The organism is Paracoccus sp. FO-3 (assembly GCF_006386455.1).
In the GTDB taxonomy this organism is placed as follows: domain Bacteria; phylum Pseudomonadota; class Alphaproteobacteria; order Rhodobacterales; family Rhodobacteraceae; genus Paracoccus; species Paracoccus versutus.
The window spans coordinates 1-19,114 of the sequence record NZ_VCBQ01000093.1; the positions used below are offsets into that span (position 1 = coordinate 1).

Annotated in this window: 17 protein-coding genes and 2 pseudogenes; 13 read left to right on the top strand and 6 right to left on the bottom strand. The window is 64.2% G+C overall.

Going from position 1 to position 19,114, the window contains the following annotated elements:
* Positions 1 to 162: 162 nt before the first annotated feature.
* The 4 genes and pseudogenes from FE811_RS20465 to FE811_RS20480 form a co-directional block, all read left to right on the top strand.
* Positions 163 to 546, top strand: a pseudogene (locus FE811_RS20465) (4Fe-4S dicluster domain-containing protein); the annotation flags it as partial.
* A gap of 15 nt (positions 547 to 561) precedes the next feature.
* A complete protein-coding gene (sdhC, locus tag FE811_RS20470) occupies positions 562 to 939 on the top strand; it encodes a succinate dehydrogenase, cytochrome b556 subunit (RefSeq protein ID WP_140848569.1) in 378 nt (125 codons plus the stop codon).
* Complete coding sequence (gene sdhD, locus FE811_RS20475; protein ID WP_140848571.1) at positions 936 to 1,319, top strand: succinate dehydrogenase, hydrophobic membrane anchor protein; 384 nt, start codon at positions 936 to 938, stop codon at positions 1,317 to 1,319. The genes sdhC and sdhD overlap by 4 nt, the downstream gene beginning before the upstream one ends.
* A 12-nt stretch (positions 1,320 to 1,331) precedes the next feature.
* On the top strand, positions 1,332 to 1,772 hold the full coding sequence (locus FE811_RS20480; RefSeq protein WP_140848572.1) for a cyclic nucleotide-binding/CBS domain-containing protein: 441 nt from the start codon (positions 1,332 to 1,334) through the stop codon (positions 1,770 to 1,772).
* A gap of 328 nt (positions 1,773 to 2,100) precedes the next feature.
* Here FE811_RS20480 and FE811_RS20490 read toward each other — a convergent pair whose 3' ends face one another.
* Positions 2,101 to 2,967 (bottom strand): LysR family transcriptional regulator, encoded by an 867-nt coding sequence (locus FE811_RS20490; RefSeq protein ID WP_140848574.1) that lies wholly within the window; start codon positions 2,965 to 2,967, stop codon positions 2,101 to 2,103.
* A gap of 112 nt (positions 2,968 to 3,079) precedes the next feature.
* Here FE811_RS20490 and FE811_RS20495 point away from each other — a divergent pair, with 112 nt between their 5' ends.
* The gene (locus tag FE811_RS20495) at positions 3,080 to 4,486 is read left to right on the top strand and encodes an amidohydrolase family protein (protein WP_219848913.1); all 1,407 of its coding nucleotides are present in this window, start codon (positions 3,080 to 3,082) and stop codon (positions 4,484 to 4,486) included.
* On the opposite strand, the gene FE811_RS28365 is transcribed toward FE811_RS20495, so the two are convergent.
* The gene (locus tag FE811_RS28365) at positions 4,462 to 4,632 is read right to left on the bottom strand and encodes a hypothetical protein (RefSeq protein WP_255469794.1); all 171 of its coding nucleotides are present in this window, start codon (positions 4,630 to 4,632) and stop codon (positions 4,462 to 4,464) included. The two genes, FE811_RS20495 and FE811_RS28365, sit on opposite strands and share 25 nt — an antisense overlap.
* Before the next feature lie 121 nt (positions 4,633 to 4,753).
* On the opposite strand from FE811_RS28365, the pseudogene FE811_RS20505 reads away from it, so the two are divergent.
* A pseudogene (locus FE811_RS20505) lies at positions 4,754 to 4,867 on the top strand (transposase); the annotation flags it as partial.
* Positions 4,868 to 5,148: 281 nt separating this feature from the next.
* Here FE811_RS20505 and FE811_RS20510 read toward each other — a convergent pair.
* The gene (locus tag FE811_RS20510; protein ID WP_140848575.1) at positions 5,149 to 5,427 is read right to left on the bottom strand and encodes a hypothetical protein; all 279 of its coding nucleotides are present in this window, start codon (positions 5,425 to 5,427) and stop codon (positions 5,149 to 5,151) included.
* A 432-nt stretch (positions 5,428 to 5,859) separates the two neighbouring features.
* Between FE811_RS20510 and FE811_RS20515 the strand changes: the two genes are divergently transcribed.
* The 4 genes from FE811_RS20515 (at position 5,860) to FE811_RS20530 (ending at position 14,061) form a co-directional block, all read left to right on the top strand.
* Positions 5,860 to 8,637, top strand: a complete 2,778-nt coding sequence (locus FE811_RS20515) for a patatin-like phospholipase family protein (RefSeq protein WP_140848577.1) — start codon at positions 5,860 to 5,862, stop codon at positions 8,635 to 8,637.
* A gap of 809 nt (positions 8,638 to 9,446) precedes the next feature.
* Entirely contained in the window at positions 9,447 to 11,345 is a 1,899-nt protein-coding gene (locus tag FE811_RS20520; RefSeq protein ID WP_140848579.1) for a hypothetical protein, read from the top strand.
* Entirely contained in the window at positions 11,342 to 11,983 is a 642-nt protein-coding gene (locus FE811_RS20525) for a hypothetical protein (RefSeq protein WP_140848581.1), read from the top strand. The genes FE811_RS20520 and FE811_RS20525 overlap by 4 nt, the downstream gene beginning before the upstream one ends.
* The gene (locus tag FE811_RS20530) at positions 11,983 to 14,061 is read left to right on the top strand and encodes an N-acetylmuramoyl-L-alanine amidase (protein ID WP_181180909.1); all 2,079 of its coding nucleotides are present in this window, start codon (positions 11,983 to 11,985) and stop codon (positions 14,059 to 14,061) included. The genes FE811_RS20525 and FE811_RS20530 overlap by 1 nt, the downstream gene beginning before the upstream one ends.
* Positions 14,062 to 14,972: 911 nt before the next feature.
* Here the strand turns inward: FE811_RS20530 and FE811_RS20535 are convergent.
* Together FE811_RS20535 and FE811_RS20540 are read right to left on the bottom strand one after the other, a co-directional pair.
* A complete protein-coding gene (locus FE811_RS20535) occupies positions 14,973 to 16,232 on the bottom strand; it encodes an ATP-binding protein (RefSeq protein ID WP_140848584.1) in 1,260 nt (419 codons plus the stop codon).
* Complete coding sequence (locus FE811_RS20540) at positions 16,229 to 16,951, bottom strand: response regulator (RefSeq protein ID WP_036760303.1); 723 nt, start codon at positions 16,949 to 16,951, stop codon at positions 16,229 to 16,231. Before FE811_RS20540 ends, FE811_RS20535 begins: the two co-directional genes overlap by 4 nt.
* Before the next feature lie 208 nt (positions 16,952 to 17,159).
* On the opposite strand from FE811_RS20540, the gene FE811_RS20545 reads away from it, so the two are divergent.
* From FE811_RS20545 to FE811_RS20555, 3 genes are all read left to right on the top strand, one after another.
* Positions 17,160 to 17,786, top strand: coding sequence for a Spy/CpxP family protein refolding chaperone (locus tag FE811_RS20545; protein ID WP_140848586.1), 627 nt, complete (start codon positions 17,160 to 17,162; stop codon positions 17,784 to 17,786).
* A 72-nt stretch (positions 17,787 to 17,858) separates the two neighbouring features.
* Positions 17,859 to 18,335, top strand: coding sequence for a hypothetical protein (locus tag FE811_RS20550; RefSeq protein ID WP_140848587.1), 477 nt, complete (start codon positions 17,859 to 17,861; stop codon positions 18,333 to 18,335).
* 10 nt (positions 18,336 to 18,345) lie between these two features.
* Complete coding sequence (locus FE811_RS20555) at positions 18,346 to 18,696, top strand: hypothetical protein (RefSeq protein WP_036760292.1); 351 nt, start codon at positions 18,346 to 18,348, stop codon at positions 18,694 to 18,696.
* Between the two features lie 60 nt (positions 18,697 to 18,756).
* Here FE811_RS20555 and FE811_RS20560 read toward each other — a convergent pair whose 3' ends face one another.
* Positions 18,757 to 19,038, bottom strand: a complete 282-nt coding sequence (locus tag FE811_RS20560) for an RcnB family protein (protein WP_166436147.1) — start codon at positions 19,036 to 19,038, stop codon at positions 18,757 to 18,759.
* Positions 19,039 to 19,114 lie beyond the last annotated feature (76 nt).

Genomic DNA, 19,114 nt, shown 5'->3' on the forward strand with positions numbered 1-19,114 from the left:
GCAGCCCGGCGGATCACCGCGAGGCTCAAGGATGATCACAAGATCCGTGCAGACAGTGGACGAAAAACCGCTGGGAGGAAAATGAAGCGTTCTTAGCGGATTGTTTCGCAAGATTGTCTTATGGTTCGATCGTGGAACCCTACCGAAAGGCCGATCCATCTGTTCGCCCAATACGAGATGATCGAGCCCTGGTTGGACGCCGAGACGCCGGCGCCGAAGCGCAGGCGGCTGCAATCGCCCAGGGAGCGTGCAGCACTTGACGGCTATTACGAGTGCATCCTGTGCTTCTGCTGCACCTCGGGCTGCCCCAGCCACTGGTGGAACGGTGACCGCTTTCTAGGCCCCGCCACGCTTCTTCAGGCGTGGCGCTGGCTGGCCGACAGCCGCGACGAGGGACGCGGCGAGCGGCTCGACGCCCTCGAGGATCCGTTCCGCCTCTATCGTTGCCACACGATCCTGAACTGCACCCGCACTTGTCCTCGCGGGCTGAACCCCGGCCGCGCCATCGCCGAGATCAAGAAGAAAATGATCGAGCGACAAGGCTGACACGAAGGAAGCGCCATGTCTCACCGCCGTCCAAAATCACCCAGCATGCAGAACTACCGGCCACAGCTGACCTCCGTCCTGTCGTTCGGGCACCGGCTTTCGGGCGTGGCGCTGAGCCTCGGCGCCTTCGGCCTCGCAGGCTGGCTGATGGCCGGCGCCTCGGGCCAGGATGCGTTCGGAAGCGCGCAGGCGCTGCTGCTGTCCGTGCTTGGCCGTATTGCGCTTTTTCTTGTAACGTTGGCGCTGTTTTACCACCTTTGCAACGGCGTCCGGCATCTGGTCTGGGACAGTGGCCGGGGCTTCGAATTGCGCGCGATCTATGCCGGCGGATGGACGGTGGTGGGGACAAGCCTGATCCTGACGCTGGCGTTGTGGACATGGGGGCTGGCATGACGATCCGCCATATCCCGCCATTCGCACGGGCACGCGGCCTTGGAGCAGCGGGGCATGGCACCGCTCATTGGTGGGCACAGCGGATCTCGGTCGCGGGTCTGGTGCCGCTGGTCCTGTGGTTCGCCCTGGCGTTGGCCGGCGGCGCGGCCGCGGATCACGCGAAGCTGGTGGCCTGGTTGGCGGCGCCGCTCAATTCCGGGCTCATGATCCTGCTGTTGATGGCCGGCTTTCATCATGCGGCGCTGGGGCTCCAGGTTCTGGCCGAGGACTACATTCATTCCGGCGCGCGGTTCGTCGCCGCGGCGGCGATCCAGCTGGCCTGCTTTGCAGGTGTCGTGTTCGGCATCGCTTCGGTGCTGCGCGTCGCGCTGATGCCATAGGAAGGAGTTCACGTGCTTATCCAGAAATTTCTGCCTACCGCGCGCCGGCACCTGCAATCGATCGATGTGAACGCGGCGCTTCTGCAGGCGGCAAGGCGGCTTGGCGAGGGCTGCGACATGCTGCTGGTCTGCGATGCTGCCGGCCGACTGGCGGGTGTCCTGACCAAGACCGACGTGGTCCGCCAGACAGGTCGCTGTGCCGGCGCCAGCTGCACCGCACCCGTCATCGAGGCGATGACGCGCGACGTCACCACCGTGACCCCGGACGGTTGGCTGCAGGATGTCTGGGACATCATGAAGACCCGCGGCTTCAAGAACATTCCGATCGTCGATGCAAATCGCCACCCGCTCGGCGTGCTGAATGCGCGCGATGTTCTTCAAACGCTGCTGCAGGAAGTCCGGGAGGAGGAAAACCTGCTGCACGATTATGTCATGAATATCGGCTACCGCTGACGCGGGCGCAGGGGATCTGCGTGCCACTCGTCGTCGAGGAGTAAGCGCCCCGAAAACAAACTTGACCGATTCGGAAAGCAGGTCAGCTTGGCACCCGTTCGTTTGCTGTGACCAGTTTAAAGAAACACGGACGAAACAACATCTAATCGCGTCATGACAGCACCCCGAATGCCGCGGAGCGTGCCGCGCTGCGCCGGCTGATCGGGGTATGCGGCAGCAATATTTCGGCGGTGGCGCGGCAGCCGGGGGTGGACCGCAGCACCATCTATCGCCGGATGCGCTGGCTGGGACTGGCGGATGCGGGGGGGGGGCGCCGGCTGACCGGCGATCACCTGCCGGCTGCCGCCAGGCTGCGGCGATGCCGCTCGGACAGCAGGCCGGTCATCTCGCCGATCAGCCAGCCGATGGAACCGGCGCTTTCCCAGGAATAGATCGACACCACCATGGCCGGCTCGCCGCCGAAACTGTCGCAGCGCCGCAGCCGCGCGCCCGAGACCGCCGCGACCGGCAGAAGCGTGATTCCCAGCCCGCCCTCGACGCCCAGGATGACGCTGGGCAGACTGCTGCCGGAAAAGGCGACATACCAGCGCCGCTGCTCGCGCTCGATCCGCGCGAACATGGCGTCGCGGTAAAGCCCGCCGGGCGGGAACACCACCAGCGGCACCGGGTCTTGCCAGTCGCGCGGCAGGAGGGCGCTTTCGAACCAGGCCATCGCCTCGGTAAAATGCGCCCGGCAATCGCTCTCGGGAGCGGGCTCCTTGACCACGACGATGTCCAGTTCGGCCGCGCGATAGCGGCGCATCAACTCGCGGCTGAGGCCGACGGTCACGTCCAGCCGGATCTGCGGGAACTGCCGGGTGAAGTCGCGAAAGATCCCGCACATCTCGGGGTTGAAGATGTCCTCGGGCAGGCCCAGCCGGATCGAACTGGTGCCGCTGGGATCGCCAAGCGCCGCCGCCGCCTCTTGCTGCAGGGCCAGGATGCGCCGGGCATAGCCCAGAAGCCGCTCGCCCTGCGGGGTCGGCAGCACCGGGCGCGCGGCACGGTCGATCAGGGCATGGCCCGCGGCATCCTCCAGCCGGGCCAGTTGCTGGCTGATGGTGGATTGCGTCATGTGCAGCCGTTCCGCGGCGCGGGTGAAGCTGCCGCTATCGACGATGGCGACAAAGGCGCGCAGCAGGCGCGGATCGAGCATCCCGGACTCCATTCGATTTCACGATGTTTATCATCTGGACATTTAATTTCCAGATGATCCTGGTCGCGCTTATCCAGAACGCAGGACAAACGACATTCGGGAGGAAACGCATTTGCACACCGAGCACCGCCACAGCCGCCGCGCCTTCCTGTGCGGCACCGGGGGGCTGATGACCGCATCGGCCGTGATGGGCATGGGAGCCGCCAGCGCCGCAGGAGCCGCCGCCGGGGCCGGGGCCGGGGCCGGGGCCGCGGAGGAACTGGCACTGACCGGCGAGATCGCCGAGACGCATTACTACCTGACCGAGGTCCGGCTTGAAAGCGGCTTCGAGCGCGAGGGCGAATACATCACCGCCACCCGCACCGCGCTGCATACGCTGGAAATCCACGACGGCAGCATCCAGGCGATCCTGGAGGAAGGCGCCGCGCTGACGCCGGACGTCCCGCGCTATTCGGCCGGGGGCAAGCTGGCGCTGCCGGCCTTTCGCGACATGCATATCCACCTGGACAAGACCTTTTATGGCGGGCCGTGGCAGGCGCCGCTGCCCCGGCAGGGCAAGACGATCATGGACATGATCGCACGCGAGGAAATCCTGCTGCCGAAGCTGTTGCCCACCTCGCAGCAGCGGGCCGAGGCGCTGATCGATCTGCTGCTGTCGCAAGGCACCACCGTGGCGCGCAGCCATTGCAACATCGACCCGGTCAGCGGGCTGAAAAGCCTGGAGCATCTGCAACTTGCGCTGGAAAAGCACCGCGACCGCTTCGAATGCGAAATCGTGGCCTTCCCGCAGCACGGCCTGTTGCATTCCAAGGTGGACGGGCTGATGCGCGAGGCGATGGCCATGGGCGTGCAATTCGTCGGCGGGCTGGACCCGACCAACGTGGACGGCGCGATGGAGCAGTCGCTGGACGCGATGTTCCAGATCGCGCTGGACCATGACAAGGCGGTGGACATCCACCTGCACGAAACCGGCCCCTCCGGCACCGCCGCGATCAACTACATGGTCGAGACGGTCGAGCGCACCCCGCAACTCAAGGGCCGGCTGAACCTGAGCCACGCCTTCGCGCTGGGAACGCTGCCCGAGGCCGAACTGGACGCGCTGGCCGAGCGCATGGCGGCGCAGGACGTCACGGTGATCTCGACCGTGCCCATCGGGGCGCTGACCATGCCCCTGCCGCGCCTGCGCGAAAAGGGCGTGACGCTGATGACCGGCACCGACAGCGTGATCGACCACTGGTCGCCCTTCGGCACTGGCGACATGCTGGAAAAGGCCAACCTGATGGCGCAGGTCTATGGCGGCAGGGACGAATTCGCCCTGACCCGCGCCATGGCAATCGCCACCGGCGACGTGCTGCCGCTGGACGATGCGGGCGACCGCGCCTGGCCGAAACCCGGGGATGCGGCGGAGTTCGCGCTGGCCGAGGCCAGTTGCTCGGCCGAGGCGGTGGCCCGGCGCTCGGCCCGCAGCGCCACGTTCCACAAGGGCCGGCTGGTCTACGGCGGCGTCGCCCGAGCCTGACCCGCGACAGGCAGGGCGGCCATCGCCGCCCTGCCCCATTTCCTGCCCGCCTGCGCGACCGGACCCTGGTCGCAAAGCCCGGCGAAGCGGTCGCGCAGCAGGTTCTTCTGCACCTTGCCCATGGCGTTGCACGGTAACTCGTTCACGAACAGCACGCGCTTGCGCTGCCTGAACCTCGCCAGCCGCCCTTCCAGCAGGGCCAGCATATCCGTCCCGGTCAGGGCGGAGCAGCCAGTCGGGACCACGACCGCCGTCACCCTCTCGCCCACGCGCCTCTCAATACAGGTGCTCTTTGGCGTGGAGATCCGACGAACGACGGGGTTCATCGAGAGCCTCCTGCGGCTTGTCGGGCTGGACTGGGCTGCGGCCGGTTTCGGCAGCGGGCCTCCCGGCATCGCGGTCGAGAATGCTGAACCGCCAGCGATACTGTCGATGCAGCCCTGAACCAACCGGCTGGACATGTGTTCGTGGCCGGTGCGCCCGAACTGCCCGATTGCCATTGCTGCGGCATCTGGACCGAACCGCCTATGGCCGTTCTGCAAAAAAGGGTATCCGCTCGCCATACAATCCGCCGCCATATGAGCTGATCTGGCAGGCGAACGGCCGATATTTTGCATGCTTCAAGATAAGAAAGGCCGCCCTTTTGCAGCCCGAGCGATCGATTATACTTGGATGATTAGCGAGTTATGACAGCGGTGGTTGCGGGGGCCCTCCGCCATGGCCGCCACGGCTATCGCCAGATCGCCGAACTTCGGCTCAGCCGATCGGGCCGGGTGGTCAATGACAAGCAGGTCGCGCGGCAAGGGCGGGGTAAGGCGGACAGACAACCAAAGCGAGACCGGCTCGGGCTCAATGACGGCTGATGTATCCGCCTGCGCGCCGAGCAGCCCAACCATGTCTGGTTCCACGACCTCGTCGAAGATCGAACCCAGCCGCGTCATTCTTTTGCCGTTTCACAAAGGGCATAAGCTGAAGAAATGGGCCGGACATCGTGGTCCTACGCCCGCCCGAGCTGAATGGTAAGCGCCATCACGTGCTTCCAACGCAACGACGCAGCTTGGCTGCATTGAGAAGAATTCCACACCTTGCCCCGCATCGTCAGCGGGCGGAACGACCGATCAACAGTATTGGCAGCCTTGCGCCTGAAAGGCATTCTCCTTCCACGGTGTTCTTCAACCCCTACCCTGGCAGATCAATGCCGCCGGGGGCCATCCCATCATATCAAGATCGACCCACCAGAAGAGGTCGATCAACCAAAGGACGACACTATACCATTGCATGAATTGAGAGCATTTGATCGAATAAACAAATGAGTGACTTGCAACTGTGAAAATGGTAGAATTTTACCATTATTTCCCGTCTAGGTGCATCCGATGCCACACACATCCGGCACGACCTCCACCTTTCGGCAAGAAGAACAGAGTAAGCAGGACAAATGGAACGATCTCTTCAAGAGTGAGGAAGAGATCATTGACGGCGCCTATGGTAGAGCCGGGAAAGAGGACCGGAAAGGCTACCGGACAGGCATCTGCCTTTCGGGCGGCGGCATTCGCTCCGCGACCTTTGCTTTGGGGGTTCTTCAGGCTTTGGCAAAGGCGAAACTCATCAAGCATCTCGACTATATGTCGGCGGTCTCGGGCGGCGGATATATCGCATCAGCGATGGCGCTGCACTACGCGCAAAACCGCGATGAAAATCCATCCGAAGCGGGGGATCCAGATGGAGACTTTCCATTCAAGGAGCCCGAGGAGGACGATGATGGTGGTCGCGCACTGAACTTCTTGCACACCAATGCGAACTATCTTGCGCCGGAAGGCTTCCGGGGTTTTGCAACCGGCTTCTACGTCGTTGCCAGATCAATCCTGTTCAACCTGTTCATCTGGACGCTGCTTGCCGGCATTGTCGTTGCAGCTCTCATGAAATTTTCCATGTGGATCATTCCCAAGGATAATTCCTGGTATAAGGGCTGGCATAGCTACCTGTCGTGCCCTCGCATGACAGGATCCTGGCTTGAACAATATTCGGACTATATATGCAGGTACGAAAATATCGTTTTCTGGCTGTTTCTTACGCTATCACTTTTCCTTTTTGGCGTAATCGTTGTTCTGATGGTCATGGCTTCCATCTCGAGCTTCCGGCCGAACGAGGCGGGAAAGACGGAGGAGGAAAATCTCTGGCGATTCTCCACGGGTCTCGTTCTGCTCTGCCTGCCCTTCGTAGCCCTTGCGCTTTGGGGAGCCGAGCCATGGCCCATGCTCCGGTCCATGCCCTGGTTCGTGAAGCCCGCCCCAGTCGTTATCTTGACGGCTTTTGCACTGGTTGGTCTCTGGTTGGTCGGAGCATATATTCCCGCCCGCCTCCGTGGAGGCGGCCGGTCGCCGAATGGCCCGCCCGCCCCGGAATACGGACGGCGGCGCATGGTCGAGGCCCTCTCTGGGGGAATGCTCATTCTCGCTGTGGGATTCCTTCTGGTCGGCATCATTCCCTTCATTCCTCCTCTCCTTCCCTTTTTAGTCGGCGAGATCGGTGGCGGCCCAAAAGGCGTTGAAGAGGGCGGCCACCTGGGTCTTCTGCCTTTCGCTATCTATCTCATAGCCACCATGTCGGCGCTTTTCGGTTTCTACCAGGCGCGGCTGAAGGGCGTATTGGGACAGAAAGCCGCCGTGGTCATTGTCGCTGGCTCTGCGATCCTTGTCTATGGCGCAGGCATAGCCGCATATCTGGCCGCGCTGGACCTGCTCGAGGTCCATAAGGCGCTCTTGGACAATACCAATCCGCTCGAGCTTCGCCATGTTCTCTATATGGTTGCCGTGATCACCGCTGCCGCACTCTGTTTCATCGTCAATATAAACGATATATCATTGGGTCGCTTTTATCGCGATCGGTTGATGGAAGCCTATATGCCGGACAAGGCAAGCGTCGACCTCCGCAAAGTCGGCGCGGCGGGTTCGGCCGATCGCTACAAGATGAGAGAAATCGCAAATCTTCCCCAAAAGGATAAGCCTGGCGAGGACGAGGGCAATATCGTTATGCCATCTGAGCCGCGCAGGCTCAACGGACCCTATCCGCTGATCTGTACGACGGTGATGACGCCCTGGGCGGAAGACATGACAGACCGGCGGCGCGGCGGCGATTCCTTCATCCTTTCGCCACTCTATTGCGGCTCGACAGTGACGAGCTGGCAACCCACTCAAGAAGCGCTCGGCGGGAATCTGTCGCTGCCGACGGCGATGGCAATCTCCGGCGCGGCTGCAAATCCAGGTGGTGGTTTCGCGGGTTCCGGTCCTACAACCAATATCGTCGTAGCAACTGCGATGACGCTTCTCAGCATGCGCCTCGGCTATTGGTTCCGATGGCGAAAAATAGCGAAGTGGCGTCAATGGTTGAATCCATATGGCAACCACCTTTTCCCCGTCACGACCAACCTGCTGCGTCGGGTATTAAACTCCAAAACGAAAAACCCGGTGTTCGTTGAACTCAGCGACGGTGGGCATTTCGAGAACCTGGGACTCTATGAGCTGGTGCGTCGGCGCTGCGCATTGATTATCGTTTGCGATGGCGAGTCGGACCCCACCACTGCCTATAACAATTTCACCGCGGCCATCCGGCTTATTCGCGAGGATTTTGCCGCGGAGATAGAGTTCAACATGAAGATCTTCGACAAGGGTGGCGGAGAATTTCAGCCCTCTGGACCACAGCATATCGTGGCACGGAAGCACGAGAACGAATATCCCAAGGAGGTCGAGTTTGCCCGCCGCGGCTACTTCCTAGGAACGATCCGCTACGCCAGCCAGGGCCAGCTGGAAAAACGCATCAGGAAAGTTCCTGCGGCCTCGCATTCCAAATATGGCAAGGCTCCAGAAGAGAAACTGGGTCCGGAAGAGGGGTTGCTCATCTATCTCAAATCCGCCCTCATTCCAGGTTTATCGATCTCGACACGCAGCTATCGGGGCGGACACCCCGAATTTCCCTATGAGAGCACGACGGACCAGTTTTTCTCGATGGAGCAGTTCGAGGCTTATCGTGACGTCGGACAGAAAATCGCGGGCCAGATGCTTGATGAAACCGACCTCGCCCTGCTGTTCAAGGATGGGCGTCCGTCTTGGTCCGGCTTAATAGGTTTCGATACCTCCAGGAGGTTCGGCCGATAATCCATGGTGCATTGCCTGAAAATGACATCGAATTGAACCGATGTGCCCGAAGCCTGAATCAGGGGGCTTCCTGACAAGCGACCCTGTGATTCCATTCCTTTGGGAAGATGGATCATATCAGCACCGCACCGTCGGCATTTTGGGTTCGGTTTTCGCGCTACCTCAATGAAGGTCCAGGCGCGGCGGCGGCACGGTTGAAGCTGTCGCCGGCGGCAGGTGTGCGCTGGGTGCGAAGCGATGGGTCATGCGCGGGCCACCCCTCAGGGCCGTCCCAAGGGCCATGGCAAGCTCGCACCGCATCCGACGAACGTCCTGGTCAGGGCGCCGATATGACCCTGCTCGACCCGTCCGCACACTAAAAACCCTCAGCGGCCTCAAGCCCCGCGAACGAGGCCTTCCGCAGGCGATCATGCGCACAAAAGGCGGCCTGAACGCCAGGCTGGACATGCTCAGCGGCAAGAGGGTCTGCCCGCTAAATTTCCTCTCCGGCCTGAGAGTGCGGCAGATATTGATATTGCCAAAACGCTCAAAATGGAGAAAACTGACCGAGACCTTATCCAGAATTCGAATCGACTGTCGACCGGCAGTCCTGCACCCTGTTGGGCTTTTATTAATCCGGCACCCGCGCAAATCGCCGTTCGCCGGAACGATATTGATGTGACGCCTCCTTGATAGCATTCGGCGATCTGCACAATGTGCAGATCAAAATCGTCTTGCGGCAGCTGATGAGTTCTCTGCGGTTAAAATTGCTCCCGCTCTGTGCATTGTAATCCGATACAGTGCGAGCGTGCTTGAAGGCGGGATTCGTTATGGATGATATCTATCAAAAACCCATAGATAACGTCGATCTTCATGCGCGCCTCTATCGGGAATGCGAGGCGATGATCGCGCTGATGGCCGGCCGGGGGATTTCCTGCGCGCCGGCCATTCTTGAGCGAATAACGATCCTCGACCTGGGAATCTCGAAACGCCAGGATATTCCGATCAAGGATCTGGTCGCCCTGCATGCCGCCCTGGCCGAGGTGATCCGCCCTGCACTACCGCAGTCGGTTGAGCTGCTGCATTGGGACGCAACCCGGCGCAAAATTCCGTTCTGGGATCTGTTGCATTTTCTTGCCCCCGTCTCGGCGGTTCGCAAGGTGATCCTGTTCACCATCCTGTGCTTCTTCGTCTTTTTTGCCGTATTGATCTTTGGACCGCTGACAGCCGAGCAGGTTGGCAACGGTATCCCGCTGTTCAACACCGAGGTTGAAGCGGATATGGCGTCTGCCGAAAATACGGGCGGAACCGCGGGCGGAAATATGAACCACTTCGCCCTGTTCTGCCTTACGCTGTTCTACGTCTCGCTCAGCGCGATCGGCGCCTGTTTCGCCACGCTCTACGATGCCAACCGCTATGTCTGCGAAGGCACCTATGATCCCCGGCGGGGATCGAGCTATGCCATTCGCATCGGGCTGGGCATGATGTCGGGATTCCTGCTTTCGCAGGTGCTTTTCGGCCTGACCGGCGATGCGCGCCTTTTCGGCCGGGTTGTCCTGGCATTGCTGGGCGGATTTGCGGGCGAATTGATCTACCACATCCTGAACAAGCTGGTGGGTGCCGTCGAAAGTGTGTTCAAGGAAGATCCCCGCAGCCTCGTCGAGCGGATCACGCGGGAAGCCGAGGTGCGCGAACAGGCTGCCATCCAGCGTCGGCAAGCCGCCCAGACGGTGGAGGCGGTGACCTTTGCGGCCCAAATGGAGGCGGCGGGCGATCCTGCCGCCCGCGCCGCCGTCACCCGCGAATTCCTCGCGCGGTCCTCGGGCACGGAACAGGCCGCTGCCGGGAACGCCTCCGATCCTGTCACGATTACGGTGCAGAAAGCCGCGGCGACCGCTGCCTTCCTGCGTCGCGCGCTGGAAATCCTGCCCTCCGACGAAGGCGCGAAGCTGCGTGATGCGCTGGACCGGCTGGAAAAGGGGATCGCCCGCGTCCGCAGCATCGACGACCGCGGGGAGCTGGCGGTAGAGGCGGCGAAGCTTGGCGGTCTCGCCCTGGCCAAAGGGCCGCTGAAGGGCATCCTTGCCGCCAGCCTGGGAAAGCTTGCGGGGCCGCTCGCCCCTCTCGGCATCTCGCCGGGCGGCCTTGCGCTGATGGTGGTGACGCTGGCCGGCCAGCACGGCGCCGTCGCCTATCGCCGCTGGAAAGCGCGGGTGCTGAACGCCCCCTACCTGCCCGATCTCCTGCCGATCGATCCGATCGACGCGGCAGCGGTCCAATCCGCCCTCGACGACATGCCGGACGCCCTGGCCGCCCTTCAACCGGGGTCGGACGACATGGCTGCGCTCAACCGTCTCGGCCAGGCTGCGGCCGACCTTGATCACGACAGCTTCTTCGACCGCTTCGGCCGCGCCTTCGCCGGCACGCGCGAAGAGTTCGATGCTGCCGTGGCCGGCTTCCGGGACCGGATGAGGCAACTGCGCCGTGTGGAACTCGACCGGCTGGTGACGGCGGAGATCCCGGAACCGATGCTCAACCTGTCCGGCGCGCCCGACCGCGGCAGCCTGCTTGCTGCGCTCGACACGCTCCAGAAAACGCCGGAAACGCTGGCGGAACTGGAAAAGCTTTTCCTGATGGCCGCCGCCATGCGCGACAGCCCCACCGCGGCAATCGACCTGCAATTGCTCCGCGAGGCCCTGGCTGCCGCAGAAAAGGAGGCCATGCCATGAGACTGCCCTATCTGCTTGCCGCCACGCTGACTGCGCTGGTCGTGCTGGCGGGCTGCGACAACACCGGCGACCAGATCGCCAGAGTTGTCGATCCAGAAATGGCGGAACTTGCCAAAGTGCAGGCGATGGACCGGCCTGCGGCGGCTGCGCATGTTCCGCAATGTCGCATAAGGGAAGAAGGCTGCGCCCGCGTCCATGAGATCACCGGCGATGCATGCCTGCGCATGGCGCAGGACCGGCTGGCCAGCGGCGGTGCCGCGCCCTATGCCGCATGTGCGGCCGCCCGGTTCGGCGTCCTGCGCAATGCCGGGGTGCCCGGCACCAGCCTGCGCGGGCTGGAGGCCGAAAGGCTGGTGCGGGAAACGGCCAGCCGCGCAGAGGCCAATGAGGCCAATATGCGGCTGGCCGCCCTGGCCGCGGGGGTGGATCACCCCGCTGCGGGCTATTATCGCGCCAGCGCCGTCGATTGGCAGGCCGCTTTCGCCGGTCCTGTCCCCTGCGCTGCCCTGCAGGAGGCGCAGGGTCATGCCCGGCAGGCCGCCGCCGCTGGACCGGCCGAAGGGCTCGACAATCGGGCGGCCGCGACCACGCTGGCGAACCGGCTTTCCCAGCGCAACCAAGCCGGGGGATGCACGTGATGAAGACCGCGATCCTTCAGTATCTCGGCCCGCCGATGATGAGGGGGCCAATGGTGTTGTTGCTGCAGCTCCGTCTTGCCCAGCTTGCGCTTCTGCCGATCGAGGGGGTGGACGGTCTCTTTGGTCCGCAGACCGCGCAGGCGGTGCGGGCGCTGCAGGCCCGCATGCGCCTGCCGATAACCGGCGCGTTGGAGGCTGATCTGGCCCGCCAGTTGATCGCCGGGCTGGCCGATGATGCGCGACCAGAGCTTTCGGCAAGTTCGCCCCTTTCCACCATGGCGTCACCCGCCGGGCTTGGCGTCCAGCTCCAGCCGGGCCTGCGGCCGCCTCGGCACCCGCGCCCGAGGCCTGCCGAGCGGCTTCGCGCTGTTCCAGCGGATCAGCTGCCCAACGCCCGGCCCAAGCGGATCATTCTGCATTGGACGGCGGGCAATGCCAGGGCGTCAACCCAGGATCTGCAGCACTATCACTTCTGCATCGAACAGGACGGCACCATTCGGCGCGGCAACCGCACCATCGCCGACAATGACTCCACCGCGGATGGCCGCTATGCCGCCCACACGCGGCAATGCAACACCCGCTCTGTCGGTCTGGCGCTGTGCGGCATGGCCGGGGCGCAGGAGCGCCCCTTTCGCGCTGGCCGCGCGCCGATACGCGAGGCGCAGATTCCGGTGCTCGCCCGTCTCGCCGCCCAGATCTGCCAGCGCTACGACATTCCGGTCAGCCGCGAAACGGTGCTGGCGCATGGCGAGGTCCAGTCGATCCTGAAAATCCCCCAGAACGGCAAATGGGATCCGCTGGTCCTGCCCTGGCGACCGGAGCTTTCTCCGCGAGAGGTCGGCGATCTGCTGCGCGCCGAGGTTGCCCAAGCGCTCGCCTCTCCCGCCGCCGATCCGGTCGGGGGCGACGAAGCCCCAGGCCGGTTCCCCCTCTTCATCAACGGCCGCGAGGTGGTCGGCGGCGGCATCCCCGAGGATGGCGAGGATTGGGTGCCGCTCGCCCCCCTTCTGGAAGCGACCGGCTGGCAGAGCGAATCGCCCGAGGGCCTGTCCAGCGTGACCCTGACGGGCCCGGCAGTGCTGATCCGCGCAGGCGAGGCCACGGCCTGGGTCGATCTTCGCACCGAGGCAGGGATGGATCTGATCTTTCTCGATGATCTCGTGGAGGAACTGGACCTCAGCCTCAGCATCGAACCCGACGGCACCCGACAGCTCAAGGGTGATCCCGGCGGCGGGTTTGCAACGCTCGACGGCACCCGCTTTCAGCGGGTCACGGTGGCGCGCGGCGATACCCTTCGCGCCATCGCGCGCCACCATCTCGGCGACCCGGAGTTGTGGCGGCAGATCCGCGATCCCGATGGCCAGGTGTTCAACGAATCAACGGCGCGCACGCTGGCCGCCGGCATTCAGGTTCTGGTGCCGGTCGTTCCGGCTGCCAGGCCCGCCGCGCCGACCGGCCCCATGGATGCCGCAGCCTTTGCCGAAATCGCGCAGGCGGTCTCGCAACTGACCCATCGCCTGAACAAGGATGCGGCCCAGAAAGCGGTGCCCATCATCCTCGCCGCCTGCCTGGCCGAGGGGATCACCGACCCGAGCCACCTGGCCTATGTGCTTGCGACCGCCGAGCATGAAACCAATTTCGGCCGCCAGATGATCGAGAAATGGGGCAATCCGCCCTCGGCCAACCAGCAGCGGTATCAGGGCCGGTTCGGCAATATCCACGCCGGCGATGGCAAGCGGTTCCGGGGGCGCGGCTATGTTCAGCTGACCTTCCGCGACAATTATCGCCGGTTCGGCAAGGCGATCGACCTGCCGCTGGAGGATAACCCCGACCTCGCAGCCGAGGAAGAAACTGCCGCGCGGCTGATGGCGATCGGCATGGGCCGGCTTGGCTATACCCGCGGCTTTCCGGTCCTGGCTACCTTCGGAAGCGGCGAGAATTTCGATTTCACCGCCGCACGGCGCATCATCAACGGCGACGGCAACACGAAGACCGACCGCTACCCGGTCCCATTCGGCCAGGCCATCGGCGGCCGCGCCCAGGCCTATGCAACCGTTCTTCTTCAGCGGTTGCTCTGACGTCCGCTCCGGTTTCGGAGGACATTCCGCAGCGCGCGCATGAAACGATCTGTCCATCAGATGCCAATGCCTGCCTGCATGGAATGACGACGCGCATTGCGAGGAAGGGGATAAGACGAAGGTAGCCGCTTGATCCACGCAGGCCCGCCCGAACTGTCCACCCTGCACAAGGGCAAGATGCGGAAACCCACGTCGATGACATTCTTGAGGTCGGCAGGATAACCGTTTTTGATCGGAGCGAAGGAACCTGGTTAACAGGCTGGCTGAAGCTTCTCGATGTCTTCCTTGGTCAGGACAGCCCCGCCCGTTGCCTCGATATTCCCCTGGCCATCCGCAACCAGCGTGATCGCGTCCAGGACGATTGTGCCTTCAGCAGCCGAGGTTATTTCCTGATCCTGGAGAGATCCGCCATCGCCAGAGCCGAGCATCCTCCGCCGGATATGACCGCGGTGAGTTTCATTTATCACGCCATAAAGATGGGTGGGCTGGCGATGGCTACCACTTCACACTTAATAGCCTTTCGCTCCCGCCAACATCATTATTTTGTTACGAAATGCTTCTGCGCCATAATGGCATGCCGAATTTTCAGCCCCAGCATGAATATTGGATTTAACAGCATCGCCAGAATGGAATACGCCTGGGAAAGATCGCACAAAATCTCCGCCGGCATTTCAAACCGTCCAGTGTTTTTGGCGTGCAAAAATTTAGCAGGCTGCTGAAAAAGGGTTTTGAGAGGGCGACGCAGCGGAAATCGTTCTGGAGCCAGCTGATATCGGCCCGAAAATGGGGTGTTTTCGGCAAATTTGAGGCGGATTTCCCGGTTCCCCGCCCGCGCTGTCCTGTCGCAAGGACTTTTTCAGCAGCCTGTTAGAGATCCGGGATGATCCCAAATTTCCCAGGCAGGCCTTCCATCAAATCGCGATGGTTTCCGCGCATGGCAGTCGGCAGATCTGCAAAAGCCCATGCGGCTCGCGGTTGCTGATCGCGATGCTGCCGCCGTGCCGCTCGATGATCTCGCGCGCGATGGCCAGCCCGAGCCCGGCGCCGGGAAAGGATTTGCGCCGGGCCTGGTCGACGCGGAAGAAGGGCTCGAAGATCTGCGCCAGCAGCTCGGGCGGCACGCCGGGACCATCGTCCTCGATACGGATCACCGCATGGTCGCCCTGGCGCCCCAGCGCCACCCGCGCCCCGCCGCCATGGGTCGCGGCATTGGCGATCAGGTTGCGCAGCGCCCGCTTCAACGCGATGGGGCCGGCATGGACGGTCAGCGGCGGCAGCGCGCCCAGTTCGACCTTCTGGTCCAGGGCGAACAACTCCGAGGCGATCTGGCGCAACAGCGGGTCCAGCCGGATGGGCTCGGCCCCGTCCGCCCCGACCTCCTCGCGCACCAGGCGGATGGCGCTGTCGGCGATCATGTCCAGCTCTTCGAGATCCAGGAGCCATTTCGCCCGCTCGGCCTCGTCCTCGATGAACTCGGCGCGCAACCGCATCCGGGTCATCGGCGTGCGCAGGTCGTGCCCCGCCGCCGCCACCAGGCGCATCCGGCTTTCCATTGCCTGCCTCAACTGCGCCGAAAGCCGGTTCAGTGCCCGCGCCGCGGTCCGCACCTCGCCCGTGCCGGTTTCGGGGATCTGCTCCAGAACGCCGTCGGGGCCGACGCGATCCACCGCGTCCTCAAGCAGTTGCAGCGGCCGCGTCAGCCGGCGCGCGGCATGGAGCGAGATGGCGGCGCTGCCCAGCACGATCAGGGCCAGCCACACTGCAAGCACCTTCCAGCGCCCCGGCGGCGGCGACATATCCGGGATCGGCAGCACCAGCCATCCCTGCGGCAGCACATGGACCGAGGCGACCAGCGGCTGGCGCTCGCCCTGCCGCGTCACCACCACGTCGAGCGGCGTGCCGGTGCGGCGCAGCGCCTCGCGCAAGAACCCGGTCTCGTGCATGTCGATCTCGCCCGGCGCGGGTTCGGGCCGCAGCTCTGTCCGGGGTGCCTCGCCGCTGCCATGGCCCAGCAGGGCGACGGTCAGGTGGATCTGCATCGCCACCGGCTCCATCGTGGCCTGCGGCGATGGCGGCTGCATCACCTGCGTCGCGGCATAGCTCGCCAGCACCACGACGCTGACGATGGCCGCGATCAGCAAGGCCGCGATGCGGGTGCGCAGCGAACTCATCCCCGGCCCTCGCCCACGCTGCTCACCGGCACGGCAAGCTGATAGCCGCCGTTGCGCACGGTGCGGAATATCGTCGCGTCGTGCTTTTCGCCCAGCTTGCGGCGCAGCCGGCTCATCAGCACGTCGATCGAGCGGTCCAGCGGATCGCGGTCGCGGCCCTGGGTCAGGTCCAGCAACTGGTCGCGCGACAAGAGCCGGCCAGGCCGTTCCAGAAAGACCCGCAGCAGGTCGAACTCGGCGCCGGTCAACTCGACCTCGCTGCCATCCTCGGCCAGCACCCGGCGCTGACCGGGATCGACCTCGAAACCGGCAAAGCCGTAGGTCCGGGCCTCGGGGGTGGCGGCTTCGTCCGGTCCGGCCGTCCGGCGCAGCACGGCCTTGATGCGGGCGACCAGTTCGCGCGGGTTGAAGGGCTTGCCCAGATAGTCGTCGGCCCCGAGTTCCAGCCCGATGATGCGGTCGACGTCCTCCTTCAGGGCCGTCAACAGGATGATGCGCAGTTCGGGCCGGTGTTCGTGCAGGCTGCGGCAGATGTCCAGCCCCGAACCGTCGGGCAGCATCACGTCCAGCACGATCAGGTCGGGATTGCCGTCCGCCACCCGCGCCTCGCACTCGCGCCGGTCGGCGGCGGTCAAGACGCGGAACCCCTGCCCCTCCAGGTAGCGGCGCAGCAGGGTGCGGATTTCAGCGTCGTCATCGACGATAAGGATACGGTTCATCGGCACCACCTTGACATGCCGCCGTTCTAGCGGATTTCCGCGCATCCCGCCTGGGCAAATTTGTGACGAAACATTGCCGAAACGGCCCTCGGAAACCTTCGTTTGCAAAACTCGGTCGCCCGGAAAGAATTCGTCACCGACAAGACCTAAGCCGGACAAGGGTGGAGCGTAGCGTCATCGGCATCGCAACCGATGAAAGGCCCGTCCGATGAAGAACGCCCTGTCGAAGACCCTGGCGGTGGCCGCCCTGCTATGCGCCTCCGGCACCCCCCTGGCCGCGCTGGCGCAGAGTGCCGGCGAGGCGCCGCCCGCCGCGGCAGAGGAACCTGCCCATCCCATGCCCGACCTTGCAGGGCATGGCCACGGCCGTCCCGATGCCTTCCGTCCCGCTATCGACCAGCCCGGCCCCGCAGGCCTGTCCCCGGCCCTCGGCCTTGCCGGCCATCTTGCCGCCGCCGAGACCTTCCTGGGCATCACCGCAGAGCAGCAGGATGCCTGGCGCGACTATTGCCAGGCGCTGATCTCCTTCCTCGAGCCGGCTGCCCCGCCGGCACCTGAAACCGGGGCCCAGGGCGACAGGCCCCCGGCTGGTCAGGCCCGCCCCCTGGCCGCCGAGCGCATGGCAGCGCAGGCCCTTGCCCGCGCCGGCAAGGCCCGCGCCCTGCTGGATGCCGCGACCGCCCTGCGCGGAACGCTGGAGCCGACCCAGCTGGAGAGGCTGCAGCAGGTCGATCCGGGCTTTGGTCCGGGATCGCGCAACCCGCGGCATGAAAGCCCGGAACGGTCGGGTCTGCACCAGCCCCGGCCGGGCCATCAGCCCGCACCAGCGCGCTGAGCCATCCTGCGTCGGACAAAGACGCCAGACGCACCTCCCCTTCCAGACCGCAGAACAGCAAGGACTGATGCAATGCGTCGCTTTTTCATGATGACCGCGATAGCGGTGACGGCAATCGGCAGCAGCCAGATGGCCATGGCCGAGACCCGGCCGGATGGCCCGCCGCCGGAATGCCGGCAGGACGATCGCAAATGCCCGGCGCCCCCGGCAAAGGATGCCCGCAAAAAGGGCGAAGAGCCCAGGGGTGAACGCCGCGAACCGCCGCCGCAGGAAGCCCGGCGCGACGGGCACAAGCCGCCCCAAGCGCCGGATCACCGTCTGGGCAAGGCGCGGGACGCGAAAGGCAAGCCGCCGGTGGATAGCCGCAATGCCTTGCGCGTGGGCGACAGCGGCCGCGACGGCCGCGCCTTCCAGCGCGCCGGCAACAGCCGATACGCCCCGGCACCGCGCGGCCAGGAATATCGCGTGGTCCGCGACCAGCTTGTGCTGGTGGACCAGAAGACCAAGCGCATCGTGTCGATCCTTGGCCCGATCCAGGCGCAGCGCTGAAGGAAATCCCATGAAAAAGGCGATGATTCTGGTGGCCTTGACCCTGCTGAACCTGGCCACGACACCTGGCCTGGCCGAGCCCGCCGCGCGTTGCGAGCAGGCCGCGCAGCGCTGTGTGCTCAAGACCGAGGCGGCGAAAAGACCCGCCGTATCCGACACCGGCGAGCAGCCCCGCAAAGGACCGAAAGTCGGCGAAGTCACCCATGGCGGCCGGTCGCTCAGGACCGCCGAAGCGCGGAAACTGGCCAGGCCCGCGACCGGCCGTGCCTATCGCGTGGTGGAGGAGCGCGTGGTTCTGGTCGATGCCGGAACCATGAAGGTGCTGCAGGTTCTGGGCTTGGCCTCGGACATCCTGCGCTGACCGCTTCCAGGTGACGCACCAGAGGCGACGGCCGGACACACCCGGCCGACGCCTCTTCTTTTACTGCCCGGCGTAGCGCGCCGGGACGGTCGAAATCACACGCCCCGATGCATCCACCCGCAGGAAGACGCCGGGTTGCAACTCCCAATGCTGGCCGTCGTCGGGTCTTGGCAATGCGTGATTGTGGTAATCGACCCTGACGCCCCGGCCGCTGCGCACCACCGGCTCGAGGCCCTGGGCTTCCGTGCCCACAGGATAGCGGTAGATACGCCCCGTCGGCTCGTCCTTTTCCGAGCAGGCGGCCAGGGCGATCACCAGGGCGAGCAGAGGAATGGTTTTCACGATGATTTCCTTTCGGGATTGCTTTTCCTGGGAAGCTGCTCCCCGTCCCCTCACCCTTTTTCGAGTGCTGTTACGG